Here is a 22837-nt window from a genome sequence, read left to right as displayed (position 1 = left end):
GGCCGAGGTGGACCAAGCCCAGGCTTTCCGGGCTTTTCCAAGATTGGCACAGGCCTTGCTATAGCTTGGCCAACGACACTCCGGTCAACCGTCGAAGGTTTCCAGACATGAGCATCAGTTTCGACAAGGCGCTTGGCATTCACGAAAAGGCTCTGAGCTTCCGCGCCCAGCGCGCTGAAGTGCTGGCCAACAACATTACCAACGCCGACACGCCCAACTTCAAAGCGCGCGACTTGGATTTCTCCTCGGTGCTGGCCGCCGAGGCCGACAAGCAGCAGAAGGGGCGTATTGCCCTGGACCGGACCAACACCCGGCATATCGAGGCCGAAGGCCTGGCCATGGCCGACGACACCCTGCAATACCGCACGCCGATGCAGCCGTCGATCGACCAGAACACCGTGGATGCCCAGATCGAGCAGGCCAACTATGCCGAAAACGCGATCGGTTTCCAGGCCAGCTTCACCATGCTCAACAGTAAATTCAAAGGGCTGGTATCGGCCCTGCGCGGAGAGTGACCATGTCCCTTGCCAACGTTTTCAATATCGCCGGTAGCGGCATGAGTGCGCAGAACACCCGCCTCAACACCGTGGCGTCGAACATCGCCAACGCCGAGACCGTGTCCTCGAGCATCGACCAGACCTACCGTGCGCGTCACCCCGTGTTCGCCACCACCTTCCAGCAGGCCCAGGGTGGCGTAGGCCAGTCGCTGTTCCAGGATCAGGGTGAAGCCGGTCAGGGTGTGCAGGTCATGGGCATCGTGGAAGATCAGAGCAACCTTGAAGCGCGCTACGAGCCGAATCATCCGGCGGCGAACAAGGATGGCTACGTCTACTACCCGAACGTCAACGTGGTTGAAGAGATGGCTGACATGATCTCCGCCAACCGTTCGTTCCAGACCAACGCCGAGCTGATGAACACTGCCAAGACCATGATGCAGAAAGTACTGACCCTGGGTCAGTGATAAGGAATCCGGACCATGGCAATCGATACTTCAAACGGTGTGAACCTCAACGATGTGATCTCGGCATCGGGCGTCAGCACCGGCACTAAAAAGACCACGACCGATACGGCGTCCAAGACCGGTACCGATAGCTTGGGCAAGGATGCGTTCCTGCAGCTGCTGGTTACCCAGATGCAGCACCAGAACCCGCTGGACCCACAGGAAAACGGCGAGTTCGTTGCCCAGCTGGCGCAGTTCAGCAGCCTGGAAGGCATCACCTCGTTGAACGAGTCGGTCAATACCATTACCAACTCGCTGGGCTCGTCCCAGGCCCTGCAGGCCTCTTCGCTGGTCGGTCGCTCGGTGATCGTGCAGAACGACAAGGCGGTGGTCGACACGGCTGAGAGCTTCAATGCCCAGTTCGTTGTGCCGCAGGCCATCAGCGAAGCGAAGATCACCATCAAGGACAAGGACGGCAACACCGTCAAGACCATCGAGTTGGGCGAGCAGAAAGCCGGTTATGCCGACTTCATCTGGGATGGCACCAACGACAAGGGCGAGAAGGTCGATCCGGGTACCTATACCTTCACTGCCTCCACCACCGTGGAAGGCCAGTCGGTGCAGATGAACACCCTGCTGCCGGCCAAGGTAACCAGCGTCAGCTTCAGTGCCAATGGCGAGATGGTGCTCAACCTTGCAGGGGTGGGGAAAGTTTCCCTGTCCGACGTCCAAACCATCGGGATTTAAGGCCGACTAGAACGGCAAAAGGAGTAGCTATATGTCTTTCAATATCGGTCTTAGCGGTCTGTACGCGGCCAACAAGCAACTGGACGTTACCGGCAACAACATTGCCAACGTCAACACCACCGGCTTCAAATCCTCGCGCGCCGAGTTCGCCGACGTCTACGCTGGCGCCAACCGCCTGGGCGTGGGCAAGAACCAGATCGGTAACGGCGTGCGTCTGGCTGCGGTGTCCCAGCAGTTCTCCCAGGGCGACATCAACAACACCGGCAACGTGTTGGACATGGGTATCCAGGGCCAGGGCTTCTTCGTTCTTTCCGACAACGGCTCGCGGGTGTATACCCGTGCTGGCGCCTTCCAGACCAACAAGGACAACTTCGTGGTCACCTCGGACGGCCTGCGCCTGCAAGGCTACGCCGCCGACTCGAGCGGCAAGATCCAGAAGGGCGTGTTGAGCGACCTGAAGATCGACACCTCGGCGCTGGCGCCGAAGTCCACTACCCTGATCGACCAAGGCATCAACCTCAACTCCTCGGCTGATTCCATTCCGCTGATGGTCGATGACGGCAACAACTCCACGCCGCCGGTGCTGGTGCCCAACAAGGTCTTCGACCCGTCGGATGAAACCACCTATACCAAGTCGTTCCCGACCAAGGTCTACGACAGCCAGGGTAACGAGCACACGATGGAGCAGTTCTATCGTAAGACCGGTACCAACGAGTGGACCATGTACACCCTGGTCGATGGGCGCAACCCGTTCGACCCAAGCAGTGAGGTCCCGCTGACTGGCACCATCAGCTTCAACAGCGACGGTTCGGTAAGCTCCATGAGCGCAGATAACACCGGTCACCCAGCTGGCGCCTCGTTCAGCGTTACCAACAATGTCTTCACCATGACTGGCTGGGTGCCAGCGGCCAAAGATGCCTCGGGTAACTGGGCGGCCAATGGTGCTGAAGGCAATGCCGCAGGCATGCGTCTGTCGATGAACAGCACCACCTCCTACAACACTGAGACTGCGCGTATGTCGCAATCCCAGGATGGTTATGCCACCGGTATCCTGTCGAGCTTGAGCATCGACTCCACGGGTGTGATGTTCGCAAGCTTCAGCAACCAGCAATCTCGCGCCATTGGCCAGGTAGCGATTGCCAGTTTCGCCAACGAGCAGGGTCTGCAGCAGGTTGGTGGTACGCGCTGGACCGAGACCTTCTCCTCGGGTATCCCGGGCATCGATGCGCCGAAGACCGGCACCTTGGGTAGCGTTGAATCCAACTCGCTGGAAGCCTCCAACGTCAACCTGACCCAAGAGCTGGTCGAGCTGATCAAGGCGCAGAGCAACTACCAGGCCAACGCCAAGACCATCTCCACTGAAAGCACCATCATGCAGACCATCATTCAGATGACCTGATGGTTGTCTTGGGGGTTGGGGTTGCTGTGCAGCCCCACTTCCCCAGCGTACGGAATAGTCCATGAAAAAACTGATCATCACCTGCGCCGCCGCCTTCTTCCTGCTCCAGGCCCAGGCGGCCACTGCGCCCTGGTGGCGCTGGGAAAGCCAGGTCGATGGTCGTTTGGTCTGCTCCCAATGGTCGCCAGGGGAGGGGTGGAAGAAATTTGCCGGCCCGTTCAACAACGGCGGTTGCCGCGACATGTAATCGGTTTGCCGTCATCGGCAAGCAGGCGCCGGATATCCGGCGTCGACCTTTCCCTGATGTACCGCAAAGGCCCGTATTTACGGGCTTTTTAATGCTTTTGAAAAGTTGGTTCGGAACTTGCTTTATTGCCTGTACAGCAACGGCGAGCGGTAAGCAATCGCCAGTGCAGCGGAGGATGACTGTGGACAAGATGCTTTACGTGGCCATGACCGGCGCCAGCCAGAACGCGCTGGCGCAGAAGGCCCATGCCAACAACCTGGCGAACATTTCCACCAACGGCTTCCAGCGTGACCTGGAGCAGGCGCGTTCGATGCCGGTGTTCGGTGACAGCTTTCCGGCGCGCGCCTTTGCCATGAGCGAGCGTCCAGCCACTGATTTCAGTGCTGGTGCCATGGTCGAAACCGGCCGTGAGTTGGATGTCGCTGTCAGCGGTGACGGATTTATCGCGGTCCAGGCGCCAGATGGCAGCGAAGCTTATGTGCGCACTGGCAGCCTGAACATCGACGCACTTGGCGTGCTGCGTGCCGGCAACGGCATGCCGGTAATCGGCAACGGCGGCCCGATCGCCATTCCGCCAGAGCAGAAAGTTGAGGTCGGCGAAGACGGCACCATCAGTGTCCGTGCCATGGGTGAAGACCCGCGGGTGATGGCCGAGGTCGACCGGATCAAACTGGTCAATCCGGACACCAAGGGCCTGACCAAGGGTCTGGACGGAATGATCCACACCACCAATGGCCAGCCAGCCGATGTCGACAACAACGTCAAGGTTGTGTCGGGCTTCCTGGAGTCGAGCAACGTCAACGCCGTCGAGGAAATGACCTCGGTGCTGGCGCTGTCCCGTCAGTTCGAGCTGCACGTCAAGATGATGAACACGGCCAAGGAAGGCGATGAAGCCATGGCGCGTGTTTTGCAAATCGGCTAACCACATTTGAACGGGTGCCGTAAAACAGGCGCACGAGGAGAACACTAAATGCTTCCGGCTCTTTGGGTCGCTAAAACCGGCCTGTCCGCCCAGGACACCAACCTCACGGTCATCTCCAACAACCTGGCCAACGTCTCGACCACCGGCTTCAAACGTGATCGCGCCGAGTTCCAGGACCTGCTGTACCAGACCAAGCGCCAGCCAGGTGCCCAGTCGACCCAGGACAGCGAGCTGCCGTCGGGTCTGCAGGTCGGTACCGGTGTGCGCATCGTCGGCACCCAGAAGAACTTCCAGACCGGCAGCCTGCAGACCACCGAGAACCCGCTGGACATGGCAGTCAACGGTCGCGGTTTCTTCCAGATCCTGCAGCCGGATGGCACGGTTTCGTACACCCGTGACGGTACCTTCCACCTGAACTCCGACGGCCAGATCGTCAACGCCGATGGCTTCGCCCTGGAGCCTGCGATTGTCGTGCCCAACGATGCCCAGACCTTCACCGTCGGCCAGGACGGCACTGTGTCGATCACCACCGCCGGCAACCCGGCCGCGCAGATCATCGGCAACCTGCAGACCGCCGACTTCATCAACCCGGCCGGCTTGCAGGCGATTGGTAACAACCTGTTCCTGGAGACCGCCGCCAGTGGCGCGCCGCAGGTCGGTACCCCAGGCCTGAACGGCTTCGGCACCACCCTGCAGCAGACCCTGGAGAACTCCAACGTCAGCACCGTGGAAGAGCTGGTCAACATGATCACCACCCAGCGTGCCTACGAGATGAACTCCAAGGTCATTTCCACCGCTGATCAGATGCTGTCGTTCGTTACCCAGCAGCTCTAACCCTAAGGTCGCTGTCGCAGCGTCTGTTCCACCGTGAGGTAAGCGTCATGAATCGTCTGTTGTCCGTATTCGCCCTGGGGGGGGCGGTGTTGTTGGCCGGTTGCGTCGCGCCGACGCCCAAGCCCAACGACCCGTACTACGCGCCGGTATTGCCGCGCACCCCGTTGCCGGCGTCGGCCAACAACGGTTCGATCTACCAGGCTGGTTTCGAGCAGAACCTGTACAGCGACCGTAAGGCGTTCCGGGTCGGTGACATCATCACCATCACCCTCAATGAGCGCACCTCGGCGAGCAAGAGCGCCAACTCGCAGATCGACAAGGACAGCACCGCCAATCTCGGGCTGACCTCGTTGTTCGGCGCCGTGCCCAACACCAACAATCCGTTCGGCAGCGGCGACCTGTCGCTCGAAGCCGGCTACAGCGGCAGCCGTGCGACCAAGGGTGACAGCAAGGCAGCCCAGGGCAATACCCTGACCGGCTCCATCACTGTGACCGTGGCCGAAGTGCTGCCCAACGGTATCGTCGCGGTGCGCGGTGAGAAGTGGATGACGCTCAATACCGGTGACGAGCTGGTGCGTATCGCAGGGTTGGTGCGCGCCGATGACATTGCCACTGACAACACCGTGCCCTCGACCCGTGTCGCCGATGCGCGCATCACCTACTCGGGGACGGGTTCGTTTGCCGACGCCAGCCAGCCCGGGTGGTTGGATCGCTTCTTCATCAGCCCGCTTTGGCCTTTCTGAGTGCGGATGCCCATGTTCAACTTCAGGCAGCTGATTGCCGCAACCGTTCTTTTGTCCGCAGCGTTCGGCGCTCATGCCGAGCGCCTGAAGGACATCGCCAGCATTTCTGGCGTACGTACCAACCAGCTGATTGGCTATGGCCTGGTGGTGGGCTTGAACGGCACCGGTGACCAGACCACGCAAACCCCGTTCACCCTGCAGACGTTCAACAACATGCTCTCGCAGTTCGGCATCAAGGTGCCGGCGGGCTCCGGTAACGTGCAGCTCAAGAACGTCGCCGCGGTGTCGGTGCATGCCGACCTGCCAGCGTTTGCCAAGCCGGGCCAGGTGGTGGATATCACCGTCTCCTCGATTGGTAACTCCAAGAGCTTGCGCGGTGGCAGCCTGTTGATGACCCCGCTCAAGGGGATCGACGGCAACGTCTACGCCATCGCCCAGGGCAACCTGGTGGTCGGCGGCTTTGACGCCGAAGGCCGCGACGGCTCGAAGATTACCGTCAACGTACCGTCGGCCGGTCGGATTCCAGGTGGCGCCAGTGTCGAGCGTGCAGTGCCGAGCGGTTTCAACCAGGGCAATAGCCTGACCTTGAACCTCAATCGCCCTGACTTCACCACCGCCAAGCGCATCGTCGACAAGGTCAATGATTTGCTCGGCCCAGGCGTCGCCCAGGCGGTCGATGGTGGTTCGGTGCGCGTGACTGCGCCGATGGATCCAAGCCAGCGGGTCGATTACCTGTCGATCCTGGAGAACCTTGAGATCGATCCGGGCCAGGCGGTGGCCAAGGTCATCATCAACTCGCGCACCGGCACCATCGTTATCGGTCAGAACGTCAAGGTTTCGCCAGCAGCGGTCACTCACGGCAGCCTGACTGTAACCATTACCGAAGATCCGATCGTCAGTCAGCCAGGGCCATTCTCCAATGGCCAGACTGCCGTGGTGCCGCGTTCGCGGGTCAACGCCGAGCAAGAAGCCAAGCCGATGTTCAAGTTCGGCCCCGGCACCACGCTGGATGAAATCGTCCGCGCGGTGAACCAGGTCGGCGCGGCACCCAGCGACTTGATGGCGATCCTTGAAGCGCTCAAGCAGGCTGGCGCGTTGCAAGCTGACCTGATCGTGATCTGAGGACCGAGCATGAACTCCAAGAGCCTGGTTTCCAGCCCAGCCGACAGCGGTGCCTACACCGACCTCAATCGCCTGACGTCACTCAAGCACGGAGATCGCGACAGCGAGGCCAACGTGCGCAAGGTGGCTCAGGAGTTCGAGTCGCTGTTCATCAGCGAGATGCTCAAAGCCTCGCGCAAGGCCACCGATGTGCTGGCCGAAGACAACCCGATGAACACCGAGACGGTCAAGCAGTACCGCGACATGTACGACCAGCAGTTGGCGGTGAGCATGTCCCGCGAAGGTGGCGGTATTGGTTTGCAGGACGTGCTGGTGCGCCAGCTGTCCAAGCAGAAGAGCCCAGTGGCCAGTACCAGCCCGTTCCCTCGTGGCGAGGGCGCTGGCCCGGCCTTGTGGGGCAATAGGGTTGCCGAGCCGGTCCATGCAAGCTCCGGCAGCGCTGCGCGCAACGATGTGGCGGCGCTCAATTCGCGGCGCCTGTCGTTGCCGGGCAAGCTTACCGATCGGTTGCTGGCAGGTATCGTGCCGTCGGCGGGCAACCCTGCGGTTGCAACCAATACAGCGGCGATTCCTGCCCGCGATGGGCAGTTGGTCAATGGTGTGGTCAAGGGCGACTGGGAGCCGGCGCAAGCCTTCGCTGCTGCCGATGGCGGCACGCGCATCCTCGGCCGGGCCATGGCCCAGCCACCGCTGGCGCCGAAGAAAGCCTTTGGCAACAGCGACGAGTTCGTCGCCACCATGTTGCCGATGGCCGAGCAAGCCGCCAAGCGAATCGGCATCGATCCGCGCTACCTGGTGGCCCAGGCGGCGCTGGAAACCGGTTGGGGCAAGTCGGTCATGCGCAACACCGATGGCAGCAGTAGCCACAACCTGTTTGGCATCAAGGCCACCGGTAGTTGGCAGGGCGGTGAGGCGCGGGCGATCACCAGCGAGTTCCGCGACGGCCAGTTCGTCAAGGAGACCGCAGCGTTCCGTTCCTACGACTCCTACCAGGACAGCTTCCACGACCTGGTTAGCCTGCTGCAGAACAATTCGCGCTATCAAGATGCGGTGAAGTCAGCCGATAACCCAGAACAGTTCGTGCGAGAACTGCAAAAGGCCGGGTACGCCACCGACCCGAACTACGCCAGCAAGATCTCGCAAATCGCAAGACAGATGAAGTCGTACGAGAGCTACGCAATGCTCGGTACCACAACGCAACTTTAAGGGTAGGGATCCATGGCGAGTTTGATCAATATTGGCATGTCCGGGCTGGGAGCTGCCCAGTCCGGGATGTATACCCTGGGTAACAACATCGCCAACGCCGATGTCGAGAGCTACTCGCGCCAGCAAAACGTGCAGAAGACCAAGGGCGGCCAGCAGACCGGCCAGGTCTTCATCGGTACCGGGACAACCCTGGCCGACGTGCGCCGGGTGTACAACGCCTACCTGGAAAACCAGCTGCGTACCACCACTTCGCTGTCCAGCGACGCCACTTCCTACCTGAACCAGATCACGCCGCTCGATACCGCCCTGTCGAGCGCTGACACCGGTATTACCGCCGCCCTGCAGAGCTTCTTCAGCGCCATGCAGGATGCCTCGGCGAAGCCGACCGAAGATGCGTCGCGCCAGTTGCTGCTGACCAGTGCCCAGACCCTGGCCAAGCGCTTCAACACCCTGTCGTCGCAGCTCAACCAGCAGAACAGCAACCTCAACAGCAACATGGCCTCGCTCGCCACTCAGGTGAACAACCTGACCAAGACCATTGCCGATCTCAACGAGCAGATCTCCAAGGTCGGCGCCATTACCGGTCAGCCCAATGACTTGCTCGACCAGCGTGACGGCGCAGTGCGTGAGTTGACCGCACTGATCGGTGCCGATGTCGTCGAGCAGAAAAACGGCAACTACGACATCTACCTGAAGAACGGTCAGGCACTGGTGCTGGGCAGTACCACCCAGACCATCGGCGTTGAGCCAAGCGCGACCGATCCGACCCGCATGAGCCTGATCCTCAATCGCGGCTCGACCAAGATGGACATCACCAACAGCACCACCGGTGGTGAGCTGGGCGGGCTGATTCGCTACCGCAAGGAAACCCTCGACCCTGCGCTCAACGAGCTCGGCCGGGTGGCCTTGGTCGTCGCCGACGCAATCAACAGCCAGCTGGCCCAGGGCATCGACAAGAACGGCAACTTTGGCGCCAGCCTGTTCGGTGACATCAACAGCCTCAAGGCCATCAGCGAGCGCAGCGTGCCCAAGCTGGGCAACAGCGCAGGCTCCGGCAACCTCGATGTGACCATCAAGGACACCGGCAAGCTGACCACCAACGACTATCAGGTGACCTTCACCAGCGCCACCGAATACACCGTGCGCCGCCTGCCCGACAACACCGAGATGGGCAGTTTCGACCTCACCACCACGCCGCCACCGGTGATCGACGGCTTCACCCTGTCGCTCAATGGCGGCGGCTTGGCGGCCGGTGACAGCTTCAAGATCACCCCGACCCGCAATGCTGCGGCGAGCATCGAATCGGTGCTGACCGATCCCAAGCGCCTGGCCTTGGCCTCGCCGTTGACCGCCACCAGTGGCTCGGGCAACAAAGGTACCGGGGTGATCACCCAGCCGACCCTGACCACTGAACTGGACATCTACGATTCGGCCCAGCTCAGCGCCATGCAAAATGGCCTGAAGTACTCGACGCCGGTCAAGCTGGTGTTCGGTGACGACGCCAGCTCGCCGCAGTCGTACACAATGTTCGACGCCCAGGGTAACTCCATCGGCAGTGGCACCATCATCCCAGGCCAGGAAAACAAGCTGCAGCTGTCGGTGCCGATGCGCGACGCCAGCGGCAACGCGACGGGCGAAAGCTTCAGCTTCGAAATGAGCGTCTCCGGCGCGCCGAAGAATGGCGATAACTACACCGTATCGCTGACCGGCGCAGGTTCTGCCGATAACCGCAACGCCCAGTCGGTGATCGACCTGCAGACCAAGTCGACGGTCGATGTCGGGGACAACGGCAAAGGCATCAGCTTTACCGATGCCTACGCCAAGCTTGTGTCCAACGTCGGTGGCAAGGCCGGTCAGGCGAAGATGGACAGCGATGCCACCACCGCGCTGCACACCTCTGCACTGGACAGCCGCAACTCGTTGTCGGGCGTCTCGATCGACGAAGAAACCGGCAACCTGATCAAGTTCCAGCAGTACTACACCGCGTCGTCGCAGATCATCAAGGCGGCCCAGGAAACCTTCGCCACCTTGATCAACAGCCTTTAAGGAGCCGTAGACCGTGCGCATTTCCACTTCGCAGTTCTACAACACCAACAGCGCCAACTATCAGCGCAATTTCGCCAACACGGTGAAGACCCAGCAGGAAGCCAGCGACGGCATCCGCGTGCGCACTGCCGCAGACGATCCGGTTGGCGCTGCGCGCCTGCTGCAGCTTGAGCAGCAGCAGAACATGCTCAAGCAGTATTCGGGCAACATCACCAACGTGCGCAATGCGTTGGGCACGGCCGAAAGCACCTTGAACTCGATTGGCACCATCCTGCAGCGGGTCAATGAACTGGCAGTGAGCTCTGGTAACGCAAGCTTCACCGATGCCGATCGCAAGGCCAATGCCGATGAGCTGTCTTCGCTGGAAGACCAACTGTTCTCGCTGATGAACAGCAAGGACGAAAACGGCAAGTACCTGTTCTCCGGCTCCAAGGGCGACACCCCACCCTACGTTCGCAATGCTGATGGCACCTACAGCTACCAGGGCGATCAGAGCAGCCTGATGCTGCAGGTCGGCGACATGCTCAGCCTGGCCGCCAATGAGACTGGTTATGACGCTTTCGAGCAAGCGCTGAATACCAGCCGCAGCGAAACCAAGCTGACCGTGCCGAGCACTGACGATGGCCGCATCAGTCTGTCCAATGGCCAGGTCTCGGGTAGCTCGACGTTCAACGATCGCTTCCGCAGTGGCGAGCCGTACAGCATCGAGTTCACCAGTAGCACCCAGTTCAAGATTACCGATACCAACGGCAACGACGTCACCCTGGAAGCGACCCAGGGCGGCAAGTTCGACCCTAATGGCGAGAACACCTCGATCAATTTCCGTGGAGTCGACCTGCGTCTGGACATCACCTTCAAGCCCGGTGACGAGGTCGACTACGATGCCGCCCTGGCGGGTCATACCTTCACTTTGGGGGCCAAGCCAGACTCCATCAGCGGCACCCGCAGCCCAGGCAACGGTGCTTCCGGCAGCCAGGTCACCGGCGCCAGCATTACCGATGAGTCGCTGTACAAGGCCGCATTCCCAGGCGGTGGGGCGATCCTGAAGATTTCCGACAGCGATCCGACCAAGTTCGATTTGTATGCCGCCCCCTTGGATGCAAACAGTCGGCCGATCGGCAGTGGCACGCTGGCGGGTACCGGCTCCGCCGCCGACCCATTCACCGCGACTGCGGCAGGCGTGACATTCGAGCTCTCCACAGCCCCGGATGCCGGCGACTCGTTCGCGATCAAGGCGGATACCCACCAGACCCAGAATGTCCTCGATACCATCGGCCAGCTGCGTACCGCGCTGATGACACCGATGGACAAGGATCCGGCGGCCCGGCAGAACTTCCTCGCCTCCCTGGACTCGGCCATCGGCAACATCGCCAGCGCTACCAACCAGGTGTCCTCGTCGATCAGTGCCATTGGTGGTCGCGGCCAGGCGCTTGACGTCCAGGCCGAGACCAACGAAGCCTTGAGCACCGAGAATCTGAAGACGCAGAGCTCGATCCGCGAAAGCGATCCGGCCGAAGTAATGCTGCGCCTGCAAATGCAGACCAACATGCTCCAGGCCTCGTTGCAGGCCTACGCCAAGGTCGCAGGCCTGTCGCTGGTCAACTACATCTGATCGAAACCTGGTAAGCGAGGGGCCTGCTCGCCGGGCCTTCCTCGCCGCCGCTGAATGGTTTGGCGGCGGCCGCACCCAAAGGATTGCGGCTCATGCGGGGCCTAGGGAGCAATCACTCCCGCCTCGATGGAGTGCCAATCACTTCGAACAGATTGAACAACCGCTTAAGTGAGCCCTCGTGAACGCAAGCCCCCTCGTCAGTATTGCCATCCCAGCGTTCAATCCTGAGTTTTTCCGCAGCACGTTGAGCAGTGCGCTGTATCAGGACTACCCCAACCTTGAGATTGTCGTCTGCGATGATAGTCGAGGGCCTGAGATCGAGGCGATCTGCCGAGAGCTGGGCGAGGGATCGGCAGTGCCGGTGCGCTATCAGCGCAATTCCGAGCGGTTGGGCTTTGCACGTAACCTGCTGGCGTGCCTTGAGCAATCCTCAGGGCAGATGATCAAGTTCCTATGTGACGACGACACCCTGTTCGGTGGCTGTGTGCGTGCCCAGGCAAAGGTTATGCAGGACTGGCCGCACATCAGTCTGGTGATCTGCCAGCGCCTGCTGTGCGCTGCCGATGACGTGCTGTTGCCGTCGCGGGCGCTTAACTTTGTCATTTCGACGCGTAGCGCAGTGCTCAATGGCACTGATCTGTTGGCCAGTATCGCCGACAGCGCCCCTAATCTGTTTGGCGGGCTGAGCCACGCCTTGCTGCGTCGTGCTCAGGTCGAGCAGTACATGGCGACCTTGGTTCAGGACGGGCAAGGCTTTGCTGCGCGCCTGGACCTGGCCTTGTATGCCTGTGTGTTGCGCCGTGGCCACTTGTGCAGCCTGGATCAGGTGCTGAGCCTGGAGCGCGTTCACCCCGGCCGATTGAGCCATCAATCGAGCATGACCAGTGCCTACCAGGCCGAAACCGAGTGGCTGACGCAAATGCTCGGTGCCAGTACTGCCGAGGCCGCCCCGGCCGATGGTTGGGTGCGCTACCAGTCACTAGCTGATTATGCCGGCGAGGCGCAACCTGCCTGGGAGGAGTTCGACCTGCGCCGTTATTTTGCCGGGCAGATGGCTAACTTCAATCAATACGTCGGCACCAACAGCCTCAGCTTTGCCGAGCTGTATGGCGAGTGGCTCGAGTGCCGCAGCCTCACAGCGGGCCAGCAGCGCCTTCTGCCCAAGCGCATCGAGCAATGGCCAAGTCAGCCACGGATCGTGCCCGTGGTGTTCTGTGAGGAGGGCGACCAGGCTGGGTTACGTCTGACCCTCGACAGCCTGGCCGGGCAATCCTACCCCGCGCATCGGCTGTTGGTGGTAGGCCCTGCATCGCTGCAGGCGGTGGCAGGCGGCCAGGCCCAGTACCTGAGCGCTGAGCAGGCGACGGCGGCTACGCTCAACCCTTGGCTGCTAGGTGCTGATCAGGTCGACTGGATGTTCTTGCTGCGTGCGGGTGATCGCTTGCATGAACATGCCTTGGTGATCATGGCCGAGCGCATGGCGCTGCGCACTGACAGCGTGTGCCTGTACACCGATGAGGGTGCCAATGACAATCTGGCGCCCTCCAGCCCAATCTTCAAACCCGACTTCAACCTGGACCTGATGCGCAGCGTGCCCTATGTGGGGCGAATGCTTGCATTCAACGTACCCGCCATTCGTGCGCTGGGCGGCTTCGATGGCCAGTTCGCCAGCTTGGCGCCCCAGGATCTGCTCTGGCGTCTGGTCGAAGCCCATGGCTTGCAAGTGGTCGAGCATATCGCCGAAGTGCTGGTGCAGTGTCAGCACAGCTACGCCGATTGGTTGACTGAAGCCAGCGCCCAACTACACGCACCGCGTGTCGTGCAGGCGCATTTACAGCGCCTGGGGGTGAGTGCTCAAGTGTCTGGCGGCGAGGGTGGTATGACCGCGCGCGTGACTTACCTGCATGAGCAGGCCGCTGGAGTATCGATTCTGATCCTGGCCATGGACGATGTGCAAAGGTTGATGCGCTGTGTGGAATCGCTGCTTGAGCATACTGCCTACAGCCATTTCGAGATCATCCTGATTGCACATGACGATACCTCAGCGGATGTACGCGACTGGTTGCGGGCCATGGCTGAGCTTGGCAGCGCGCAAGTGCGCTGTGTCGCAGTTGCTGCCCAGGGCCGTGCTGCCAGTCTCAATCAGGCTAGCCAGCACGCCCGAGGCGAGTACCTGTTGCTGCTCGATGACGCTTGCCTGCTGTTCGATAAGCAATGGCTACAAGAGTTGATGCAGCATGCCCAGCGTCCTGAAGTCGGTGTGGTCGGACCTAAACTGCTCGATGGTGATGGCGCGGTGGTGTCCGCCGGGTTGGTGCTGGGCATGCACGGGGCAGCTGGTAGTTCGCAGGTCGGTTGCGCGGCCAATGCTGACAGCTACATGAACCGTCTGCGCCTGGTGCAGAACTGGAACGCGCTGGCCCTGGATTGCCTGTTGATCCGCCGCGCACTGTTCGATGAGTTGCAAGGCTTGGAGGCAGACGCCTTGCAGCACGGCCTGTTCGATGCCGATCTGTGCTTACGGGTGCGTACATCAGGCTATCTGGTGGTGTGGACGCCGTTCTCGAAGGTCGCCAAAGTGTCCGCCGCCGAGCCGCTGGCGCTCTGTGCGCAGGGCCTGGAAGCGGATCGAGATGCCTTCTACGAACGCTGGCTGGCCTGGGTCGCCGCTGATCCGGCATACAACCGCAACCTCAGTCTGAAACTTGCCAACTTCAACTTCGAGCCAGGCCTTCGTACCGGCTGGAACCCCTTCATTGCCAGAGCCATGCCCTCGGTGCTGGCCCTGCCGAGCAATGCCACGGCCATCGGCCACTATCGGGTAGTGCAGCCGTTCAGTGAGCTTGAGCGAGCGGGCTGGATTCAGGGGCGGATCGACTACAGCAGCTCTGACCTAATAGAGCTTGAGCGGGAAAAACCCGATGTGGTGATCCTGCAGTGTCGCTACACACCGGCCAATCTCAAGGACATGGCGCAGTTTAAGCGCTTCTCCAGTGCGCGTCGGATCTACGAGTTGGACGATTACATCATCGAGCCACCGAAGAAGAACGACCATGCCCGCAACATGCCCAGCAACATGCGCGAGCTGGTCAGCGGCGCGATTGCCCTGTGTGATCGGGTGGTGGTTTCGACCGAGCCGCTGGCCGATGCTTTGTCGCACCTGCATCACGACATTCGCGTCGTGCCGAACATGCTTGCCGCTTCCTTGTGGAGCGGCCTGAGCAGTCAGCGCCAGAGTAGCGCGCGGCCACGGGTGGGCTGGGCCGGGGGCACTAGTCATCGCGGCGATCTGGAACTGCTGCTGGACGTGGTCAAGACCCTCGCTGATGAAGTCGACTGGGTATTCTTCGGCATGTGCCCGGAGGGCTTGCGTCCCTACATCAAAGAGTTCTACGACACCCTGTCGTTTGCCCGCTATCCGCAAAAGCTGGCCAGCCTCAACTTGGATCTGGCCCTGGCGCCGCTTGAGCAGAACCTGTTCAACGACTGCAAGAGCAACCTGCGCTTGCTCGAATATGGCGCCTGCGGGTTCCCGGTAATCTGCACTGACACCAAAGCCTATGCCGGCTATCTGCCCTGCACGCGGGTGCAAGAAAACACTACCGAGCAGTGGCTGGAGGCAATCCGCATGCACTTGAACGACCCGCTGGCCAGCTACCGCCAGGGCGACGCGCTGCGTGAAGCGGTGCTGCGCGATTACGTGCTCAATGAACACCATCTGCAGCACTGGGCCAACGCCTGGCTGGCAGACTGAACCTTGGCACCCGGCGCTGCCGGGTGCTGCAACGACAACCTCGACAGGTGCTCTATGATCGAAATCGCAACCGGGTCGCCCGCTGATGTGACCGTTGTCCTGCTTGGCCATGACCAGGCAGATCACCGCGCCCGAGCGCTTCACTACTATGCCCAGGCCGGTATCGCTTGCCATGCCCTGGAACCTTTGCTGAGCACCTGCACCGGCGCTGTCTGCAAGGCGCGCCTGGAACTGGTGGTGGCGCAGCTGGACACGCCCCTGGTCAGCTTGGCGCTCGATGCCGACTTCATCCTGCCAGCGGCGCTGGCTGGCGCTGCAAAAGCCCTAAGCGCGCAACCGCAAGCAGTAGCGGCCCAGGGCTATGCGCTGGTGTATGCCGCGGGCAAAGGGCAGGTGGCCTACCACCGGCGGGGTTCGGCGTTCGCTGCTGGCCAGGTCTGCGGCACCCGAGCGCGTCTGCAGCAGTATGCCCAGGCCGGCCAGCAGGCGTGGCGTGCGCTGCTGCGGGTACCGGTACTGCAGGCGGCATTGGCCAGTGTCCCGGATGAACTGGACTTTGCCGGCTTCCGGGTTGCCCTGTCCTGCGCGATCCTCGCCCAGGGGGCCGTCGCTCACCTCGAGCAAACCGACGTAGTATGTGAGTTCAGCCCCTGCACCCTGACTGCCGCGGCGCGCGAAGAGCGGTTGGCGCAGACGGTTCGCGTCCTGCGCCAATGGGATGCGCAGCAGCAGGCTGCGTGCGCGGATGATACCGGCTTTGCCGTGCTCAATCAGTTCGTGCGTGGCACTTACGATCAAGGTGAGGCCGACCTCTTGTTCACCTCGCGCTGGACCAGCGTGATCGATGATCCCGAGCGCGATTTCGAGCCTCGTCAGTACGTCGAGCTGCCGTACTACAACGCCCCATTGTTTACTCGGCTGAGCGCGATTGAGTTCCTGTGTCACGCATGGCCGACCGGCCTGGCGCAGCACAAAGCCTTGGAAGGTGTGTGGGTACGCCAGCGTGAGCTGGTGCAAACGCATCCCAACGATACGCCGGAAAGTCTGCAAGAGCGTTACTGGCAGGCGCTGGCGCTTGGCCTGTTCAACCCGCAGATCTGTCAGTTGCTGCAGCCGATGCTCGACGCTGACAGCGCCCGTGCCCGCGAAATGGCTGACTGGCTGGGGCGTCTTGAACAGGTGCCAGGCGTCAACCCGCAGCAATGGTTGCAGGCCACAGCCTCCGGTCAGGCCCTGGCGGCCATTGCCGCGGCCACTCCGGACGAAGCAGGCCGTCAGCGTGTTCTGGCGCACCTTGCGCGCAATCCGGGAGCGACGATCGCTTTCGTCGTGGTCGATCTGAAAAATGATGACGCGGCCCTGCAGGCCACCTTCGACAGTCTGTTGGCCAGTGGTATACGCAACTTCAAGCTGGTCGTGCTCAAGGCAGGCAAGCCGCCAGCGATCACCACGGCGCGCGATACCTTGCATTTCATTCAGGTTAGCGAAAGCAACTGGGTGACTCATCTGAACCAGGCGGTTCGACAACTGCCGAGCGAGTGGCTGCTTCTGATGCAGGCGGGTGAAGTGTTGCTTGCTGGTGGCCTGCTGCGCCTGTTGGTGGAACTGGGAGAAGCGCCTGCTTGCCACGCCATCGTTGCCGATGAAGTGCAGCGTGATGAGCCGGGGCGGTTGCTCACTGTTCGTCGTCCAGGTAGTGACCTGGACCTGTTGCGCAGCCAGCCGGGCTTGATGTCGCGGCATTGGCTGGTGCGCCGCGAAGCAGTGCTGGAACTTGGCGGTTACAGCGAAGAGCAGCGCGAAGCGCTGGAATACGACTTGTTGCTGCGTCTGGTCGAGGCGCATGGCACCGGCGTGTTGGCCCATATGGACGAATATCTGCTGATTGCCGCGCAAGCACCGCAAGCCCTCACGGCGCAGGCGCGCGGCATCCTCGGTCGGCACCTGGGCAACTTGGGTTACCGTGCCCAGGTTAGCGAGCAGGACGGGTCGGGGCTGGTCATCGACTTCCGTCATTCGGCGACGCCCCTGGTGAGTATTCTGGTCGCCAGCCAGCCCGGCTCTAGCCAATTACAGGCATGCTTGACGGGCATACTGCAGCGCACCCGTTATCCACGTTACGAAGTCGTCGTGGCAGTTGCCAGCGAGACCGGTGGGGAGTCTGTGCAGGCTTCGGGCAACCGTGTACGGGTGGTGGGCGGCCCGGCGCAAGCCACTGCCGAGCAGTTGCTCAACCTGGCGGCTAGTCATGCCCAGGGCGAATTCCTGGTGGTGCTGTCCGAGCACAGCCAAGTGATTTCTCCGGCCTGGATCGAAGGCCTGCTCAATGAAGCACAGCGTCCTGAGGTTGGCCTGGTAGGTGCGCGCTTGCTGGCGCAGGACGGCACATTGGTCCATGCCGGTTATGAGTTGTTGGCACACGCCCAAGTGTACAGCCCATGGCAGGGTCTGCTGGGGACTGAAGTGCAAGATAATCCTTGGGTACAGTCGGTACGCAGTTGTGCGGCTGTTTCGGCGCAGTGCCTGATGATCCGCAAGGAGCTGTTCGAGCAGTGTGAAGGCCTGCAGTCTGGGCCGGATGCTGCTATCGAGCTGAGCTTGAAAGTGCGCGATGCTGGCCTGATAGTGCTCGGCACGCCGCGTTCGCAACTGCTGGTGAGCAGTGGGCGAGGAGAGCAGGGCGAGCAAGCGCCGGAGTTGGCGCAACGGTGGCCTGGGTCATTCACGGGTCGCTCGCGGTTTGCCAGCGTCGCGCCGGTGGCTGACGCGCCTGAGTGGCTGGCCCAGCTAGGTTAACTGGCGCGGGATTTGCAAAGTCGGGCCAAGTGCCCGACTTTTTTATGTCTGAGTGGCAGGATATTGACGTAGCAAAACGCGCTCTTTGTGCTTGCAGGGGCGCGTGGAGATCCGGCTTGCGGTAGAGGTTGGCGATGCAAAAGAAAGTGGCGATAGTGCAATCGAACTACATCCCGTGGAAGGGATATTTCGACCTGATCCGCAGTGTCGATGCGTTCGTGCTGTACGACGACGTGCAGTACACCCGCTCCGATTGGCGCAACCGCAACAAGATCAAGACCGCCCAGGGTGAACACTGGTTGAGCATCGCGGTGCAGAAAAAGGGTCGACTGGGCCAGCTCATCAACGAAGTGCAGATCAGCGATGCAGGCTGGGCCGCAGCGCATTGGAAAACCATCGAGCAGAGCTACCGGCGTGCCCCTTGCTTTGCGCAGATGGAAGGCCCTATTCGCGCCCTCTACGAACAGGCGGCCAGCTTGCCCGGGTTATCGCAGGTCAACCACCTGTTCATCGCCGGTTTGTGCCAGTTGCTCGGTATCCATACGCCGTTGTACCGCTCTGAAGCGCTTGGCCAGGTAGAAGGACGCAACGAACGCCTGGTGCACCTGTGCCAGGCATTGGGTGCCAGTGAGTATCTCTCAGGCCCAGCTGCCAGTTGTTACCTAGACCAAGCGGCATTCGCCGCATCGGGTATTGCGGTTTCCTATATGAGCTATGCCGGCTATCCGGAGTATCGGCAAGTGTTTGGCGAATTTCAGCACGCGGTGAGCGTGATCGACCTGTTGTTCAACACTGGCGCCGATGCTCCGGCTTTCCTTGAGCGCCATGGTGCCTGATCGCCGCAGTCGGTGATTGGCGTACTAACGACTTTACCTTGGAGTTTTCAGCTCGATGTCGACACCCTTGCAGTTGGATGGGCAGGACCTGGAACTGGCCAAGGCGCGTCTGCGTCTGATGTATGCCAAGCCCGAGCATCCCTACTACATCATGGCACCTGCCTACCGTGAGACGTCCTCGGGTATCGTGGCGCTGCACTACCTCTGTCACATGCTCAACCTCAGCGGCCGTGAGGCCTATATCTGCCGGACCGAGACAGTCAATCCTGAACTGAAGACGCCGTTGCTGGACTCAGCTATCGCCGTGCGCCATTTGAGCGAAGGTAAGACGCCGATCGCCATTTACCCTGAAGTGGTCGAGGGCAATCCTTTGGGGTGCGCAGTGGTTTCGCGCTTTTTGCTCAATTTCGAAGGGGCGATCTCTGGTCGCGGCATGCAGGCGCGCAGCGACGATCTGCTGTTCTTTTATGCAGCGCCTCTGGCCGAACGATTGGGGCTGAGCGAGTTCGACCTGTTGTGCCTGCCGGCGATCGACATCGGGCTGTTCTCGCCGCCGCCGGCAGGCGCGGTGCGTGAAGGTCGTTACCTCTATCAGAACCGCCATCCGCTGGAGCAGATCGACTACACGCAATTGCCTGACGATATTCGCCTGCTCAGTGTCGCCAATCCACTGAGCCTGTCCGAGTTGGCCAGTTTGCTGCGCAAGGCCGAGGTGCTGTACAGCCATGAGTGGTCGATGACCTGCGTGATGGCTGTGCTCTGCGGGTGTCCGGTGCTCTTCATCCCGGGGCACGGGATTGACGAGCAGTTCCTCAACCTGGGGTTCTTTGGCAATGTCGGCTTCGCCATGCTCGACCAACCGCAAGCGCTTGAGCAGGCCCGTTCGACCCTGCCACAGGCGTTGACGCAATACGTCCAGCGCACCGCAGGGTTCTGGCAGCAATTGGATGTTTTCATCGCCAAGACTCAAGCGGCTGCCGAGCGCGAGACGCAGGGCAATCGGCGCGGTGCGCTCGACTGGCTGCGCCAGCGCTATCCGCAGCCGACGCCGCTGCAACTGATCCAGCAACGCCTGGCCAGTCCAGCGGCACCGACTCTTGCCATCGTGGTGCGCGACGGGGCAGATCCGCAGGCGTTGGCCCGCACCCTGCAGAGCCTGCAGCAAAGCTTGTATCAGCGTTATACGGTACATGTGCTGGGCAACTCGCGGCCAAGTCAGGCTCAGGTCGATTGGCTGGAGGGTGGGGTCGAGCAAGCTGTGCCATTGATCAACGGTCTGCTCGAACGCAGTGATTGCCAGTGGTTGATGATTGTCGATGCTGGCGAGACGTTCACCCCCTGTGGCCTGCTGGCGGCCGCCCTGAAACTGCTGGACGGCGACCCCACTTGCCTGGCGATGTATGCCGATGAAGCCGTGCAGGTGAAGGACGGTTTGGTCGATATTGCCCTGCGCCCGGATCTGGACCTGGACTTGCTGCTGGCGTTTCCAGCCAGTCTGTCTCGCCATTGGTGCTACCGACGCGAGGCCCTGTTACAGCAGCATGGCTTTGCTCCTGAGGGTGGGCGCGCCTTCGAGCTGCATGCTCAACTGCGTCTGATCCAAGCACATGGCCAGGCAGCCGTGGAGCACGTCAGTGATGCGCTGCTGGTGGCCAACGCGGTGCGGGCGCAGATCTGCGCCGATGAGCATGCGGTGATCACCGACCATCTGCGCACCAGCGGTTATCCGCAGGCTCAGGTGATCGACTTGCCCGGCGCGCCGGGTCGTTACCGCATCGATTATGGCCATCAGCAAGACGCCACCGTCAGTGTACTGATCTACCTGGAAGGATCTTTGCTGGCGTTTCAGCGCTGTCTGGAAAGCCTGCTGATGCACACCACCCACAACGCCTATGAAGTGATCCTGATCGATCCTGGCAGCGATGACCCGGACTTGCTGGCCTGGCTGCAAATGGTCAGTCAGATGGATGAGGCGCGCTTTGCGGTGTTCCAGTTCATGCCTGGTCAGTCGCGTGCGGCCATGTGCAATGCCGCGGCGCAAGAGGCGCGGGGTGACTACCTGGTGTTGCTCGATGCGGCCAGCGCAGTGCTTGAGCCCGACTGGCTGCAAGCGCTGCTCAACCACGCCCAGCGCGCCGAAGTGGGCGCGGTGGGTGGCAAGTTGTTCGACCGCGAAGGCAGCATCCAGCAGGCCGCGTTGCTGCTTGGCGCTAGCGCCAGCATTGGCCAGTTGTTCCGCGGCATGCCAGCCCAGGATGCCGGCTACATGGGCCGGCTTGGCCTCGAACAGCGCTGCGCGGCGCTGGGCGGTAAATGCCTGATGATCAGGCGCGAACTGTTCCTGCAGGCGGCAGGGCTGGATGTCGATCCGCTGCTGGCGCCATGGGCCGAGGCTGATTTGTGCTTGCGCCTGCACCAGGGCGGTTACGTCAACGTGTGGACCCCGCATGCCCGCCTTCTACAGGACGCGCGCGGCCAGCGCAGGCCGAGCGCCGAGCAGGAAGATGCCTTGTATGCGCGCTGGCTGCCGCTGCTAGCCCGAGATCCTGGCTATAACCGAAATTTTTCCCTGCGCGATGGCGAGGCATTCGCTCTGCAGGACAACGCCCTGTGCTGGTCGCCATCAGCTGATGCTTTGCCTAAAGTGCTGGCTTGCCTGGGCGAGCAGCAGCCAGGCTCTGCGACACGCTTATTAGAGCCGCTAACGGCCCTTGAGCGGGCCGGGCAGATCGAAGCTGCAGCCACCACCGGTTGGTTGTCGGCAGTTGAAATCGAGCGCTTTTCGCCGGCAACGGTGGTTATGCAGCGGCCGCTCGACGATGACGGGCTATTGGCCTTGCGCAGGCTGCGGGCCTTCTCGACGGCGTTCAAGGTATATGACCTTGATGGCTATCTGCCGGCGATGGATCTGGCCATTGGCATGAATGCCGAGCAACTGCTCGAGCGTCTACAGCAGGGCATGCTCCAGGCCGACCGGGTAATGGTCGCAAGCCCAATGCTGGCCGAACTGCTTCAGGGCCAGCACGAAGACGTGTGCCTGTTGCAGAGCGCCCTGCCAACAAGCTGGGGGCGTTTGAGCGCGCAGCGCGGCGTGGCCGACAAGCCCCGCGTGGGCTGGTTGGGTGGCAAGGACAGCGGTTTGCTCAGCGAGGTGCTGCCGGCGCTGGCCAATGAGGTGCAGTGGGTAGTGCTTGGCGATTGCCCGGCGTCACTGCAGCCATTGCTTGCCGAGCGTCACCCGGCACCCCAGTGGAACGACCTGGGGCCTGCATTGGCGGCGCTGGATCTCGACCTGGCCCTGGTGCCGATGAGTGACAGCTTGAGCAACCACTGCTCGGCAGACCTGCGCGTGCTTCAACATGCAGCCTGTGGTCATCCGCTGATCTGCAGCAGGAGCCCCGGTTTGGTCGGCAGCGATGTACTGCCGCTGAGCCGCGTCGACAACACGGCCAATGATTGGATACGGGCGATCCGTCTGCACCTTGAGGATCCTCAGGCGTCAGCGGCGCTGGGCGAAGAGCTGCGCAACCAGGTGCGTCACAACTGGTTGCTGCAGGGTGAGCGACTGCAAGCCTGGCGGCGAGCTTGGCTGCCCGGATAAGGCAGGCCAGTCATTGAATTGCGCACATCGAT

General features: G+C 61.5%; 16 protein-coding genes. All 16 read left to right on the top strand.

The genetic code is table 11. The annotated features are described in order from the left end of the window. The first annotated feature begins 107 nt into the window (after positions 1 to 107). Positions 108 to 515, top strand: a complete 408-nt coding sequence (gene flgB / locus AAZU54_RS13940) for a flagellar basal body rod protein FlgB (RefSeq protein WP_186555941.1) — start codon at positions 108 to 110, stop codon at positions 513 to 515. 2 nt (positions 516 to 517) lie between these two features. Next, positions 518 to 961: a flagellar basal body rod protein FlgC gene (gene flgC, locus AAZU54_RS13935; RefSeq protein WP_186555942.1), complete on the top strand. Its 444-nt coding sequence runs from the start codon at positions 518 to 520 to the stop codon at positions 959 to 961. Between the two features lie 15 nt (positions 962 to 976). Beyond that, complete coding sequence (flgD, locus tag AAZU54_RS13930; RefSeq protein WP_186555943.1) at positions 977 to 1687, top strand: flagellar hook assembly protein FlgD; 711 nt, start codon at positions 977 to 979, stop codon at positions 1685 to 1687. Positions 1688 to 1718: 31 nt separating this feature from the next. Then, positions 1719 to 3086: a flagellar hook protein FlgE gene (gene flgE / locus AAZU54_RS13925; RefSeq protein WP_186555944.1), complete on the top strand. Its 1368-nt coding sequence runs from the start codon at positions 1719 to 1721 to the stop codon at positions 3084 to 3086. 61 nt (positions 3087 to 3147) lie between these two features. Beyond that, on the top strand, positions 3148 to 3333 hold the full coding sequence (locus AAZU54_RS13920; protein WP_186555945.1) for a hypothetical protein: 186 nt from the start codon (positions 3148 to 3150) through the stop codon (positions 3331 to 3333). Between the two features lie 181 nt (positions 3334 to 3514). Continuing rightward, on the top strand, positions 3515 to 4255 hold the full coding sequence (locus AAZU54_RS13915; protein WP_186555946.1) for a flagellar basal body rod protein FlgF: 741 nt from the start codon (positions 3515 to 3517) through the stop codon (positions 4253 to 4255). 48 nt (positions 4256 to 4303) lie between these two features. After that, positions 4304 to 5089: a flagellar basal-body rod protein FlgG gene (flgG, locus tag AAZU54_RS13910; protein WP_186555947.1), complete on the top strand. Its 786-nt coding sequence runs from the start codon at positions 4304 to 4306 to the stop codon at positions 5087 to 5089. A gap of 47 nt (positions 5090 to 5136) precedes the next feature. Continuing rightward, entirely contained in the window at positions 5137 to 5832 is a 696-nt protein-coding gene (gene flgH / locus AAZU54_RS13905) for a flagellar basal body L-ring protein FlgH (protein ID WP_186555948.1), read from the top strand. Positions 5833 to 5844: 12 nt separating this feature from the next. Beyond that, entirely contained in the window at positions 5845 to 6954 is a 1110-nt protein-coding gene (locus tag AAZU54_RS13900; protein WP_186555949.1) for a flagellar basal body P-ring protein FlgI, read from the top strand. Between the two features lie 9 nt (positions 6955 to 6963). After that, positions 6964 to 8160: a flagellar assembly peptidoglycan hydrolase FlgJ gene (flgJ, locus tag AAZU54_RS13895; RefSeq protein WP_186555950.1), complete on the top strand. Its 1197-nt coding sequence runs from the start codon at positions 6964 to 6966 to the stop codon at positions 8158 to 8160. A 12-nt stretch (positions 8161 to 8172) separates the two neighbouring features. After that, positions 8173 to 10206 (top strand): flagellar hook-associated protein FlgK, encoded by a 2034-nt coding sequence (gene flgK, locus AAZU54_RS13890; protein ID WP_428625411.1) that lies wholly within the window; start codon positions 8173 to 8175, stop codon positions 10204 to 10206. Positions 10207 to 10219: 13 nt separating this feature from the next. Next, positions 10220 to 11818, top strand: coding sequence for a flagellar hook-associated protein 3 (locus AAZU54_RS13885; protein ID WP_434727283.1), 1599 nt, complete (start codon positions 10220 to 10222; stop codon positions 11816 to 11818). 178 nt (positions 11819 to 11996) lie between these two features. Further along, positions 11997 to 15572 carry a glycosyltransferase gene (locus tag AAZU54_RS13880; RefSeq protein WP_434727282.1) on the top strand — a complete coding sequence of 1192 codons (3576 nt, stop codon included), beginning with the start codon at positions 11997 to 11999 and terminating at the stop codon, positions 15570 to 15572. A 54-nt stretch (positions 15573 to 15626) separates the two neighbouring features. Next, positions 15627 to 18368 carry a glycosyltransferase gene (locus AAZU54_RS13875; RefSeq protein ID WP_186555954.1) on the top strand — a complete coding sequence of 914 codons (2742 nt, stop codon included), beginning with the start codon at positions 15627 to 15629 and terminating at the stop codon, positions 18366 to 18368. Positions 18369 to 18502: 134 nt separating this feature from the next. Beyond that, the gene (locus AAZU54_RS13870; protein WP_434727281.1) at positions 18503 to 19204 is read left to right on the top strand and encodes a WbqC family protein; all 702 of its coding nucleotides are present in this window, start codon (positions 18503 to 18505) and stop codon (positions 19202 to 19204) included. A gap of 55 nt (positions 19205 to 19259) precedes the next feature. Continuing rightward, positions 19260 to 22805, top strand: coding sequence for a glycosyltransferase (locus AAZU54_RS13865; protein ID WP_434727280.1), 3546 nt, complete (start codon positions 19260 to 19262; stop codon positions 22803 to 22805). Positions 22806 to 22837: the final 32 nt, after the last annotated feature.

It is taken from the genome of Pseudomonas sp. Je.1.5.c (assembly GCF_051129895.1).
Lineage (GTDB): Bacteria > Pseudomonadota > Gammaproteobacteria > Pseudomonadales > Pseudomonadaceae > Aquipseudomonas > Aquipseudomonas urmiensis.
The sequence above is the reverse complement of the archived record's forward strand: the minus strand, read 5'-3'. Positions and strand labels throughout refer to the sequence as shown.

Excerpts from the sequence above, each read along its gene's own strand:
- flgB (WP_186555941.1), top strand. The coding sequence starts at position 108 with ATGAGCATCAGTTTCGACAAGGCGCTTGGCATTCACGAAAAGGCTCTG.
- flgC (WP_186555942.1), top strand. The coding sequence starts at position 518 with ATGTCCCTTGCCAACGTTTTCAATATCGCCGGTAGCGGCATGAGTGCG.
- flgD (WP_186555943.1), top strand. The coding sequence starts at position 977 with ATGGCAATCGATACTTCAAACGGTGTGAACCTCAACGATGTGATCTCG.
- flgE (WP_186555944.1), top strand. The coding sequence starts at position 1,719 with ATGTCTTTCAATATCGGTCTTAGCGGTCTGTACGCGGCCAACAAGCAA.
- AAZU54_RS13920 (WP_186555945.1), top strand. The coding sequence starts at position 3,148 with ATGAAAAAACTGATCATCACCTGCGCCGCCGCCTTCTTCCTGCTCCAG.
- flgG (WP_186555947.1), top strand. The coding sequence starts at position 4,304 with ATGCTTCCGGCTCTTTGGGTCGCTAAAACCGGCCTGTCCGCCCAGGAC.
- flgH (WP_186555948.1), top strand. The coding sequence starts at position 5,137 with ATGAATCGTCTGTTGTCCGTATTCGCCCTGGGGGGGGCGGTGTTGTTG.
- AAZU54_RS13900 (WP_186555949.1), top strand. The coding sequence starts at position 5,845 with ATGTTCAACTTCAGGCAGCTGATTGCCGCAACCGTTCTTTTGTCCGCA.
- flgJ (WP_186555950.1), top strand. The coding sequence starts at position 6,964 with ATGAACTCCAAGAGCCTGGTTTCCAGCCCAGCCGACAGCGGTGCCTAC.
- flgK (WP_428625411.1), top strand. The coding sequence starts at position 8,173 with ATGGCGAGTTTGATCAATATTGGCATGTCCGGGCTGGGAGCTGCCCAG.
- AAZU54_RS13875 (WP_186555954.1), top strand. The coding sequence starts at position 15,627 with ATGATCGAAATCGCAACCGGGTCGCCCGCTGATGTGACCGTTGTCCTG.
- AAZU54_RS13870 (WP_434727281.1), top strand. The coding sequence starts at position 18,503 with ATGCAAAAGAAAGTGGCGATAGTGCAATCGAACTACATCCCGTGGAAG.
- AAZU54_RS13865 (WP_434727280.1), top strand. The coding sequence starts at position 19,260 with ATGTCGACACCCTTGCAGTTGGATGGGCAGGACCTGGAACTGGCCAAG.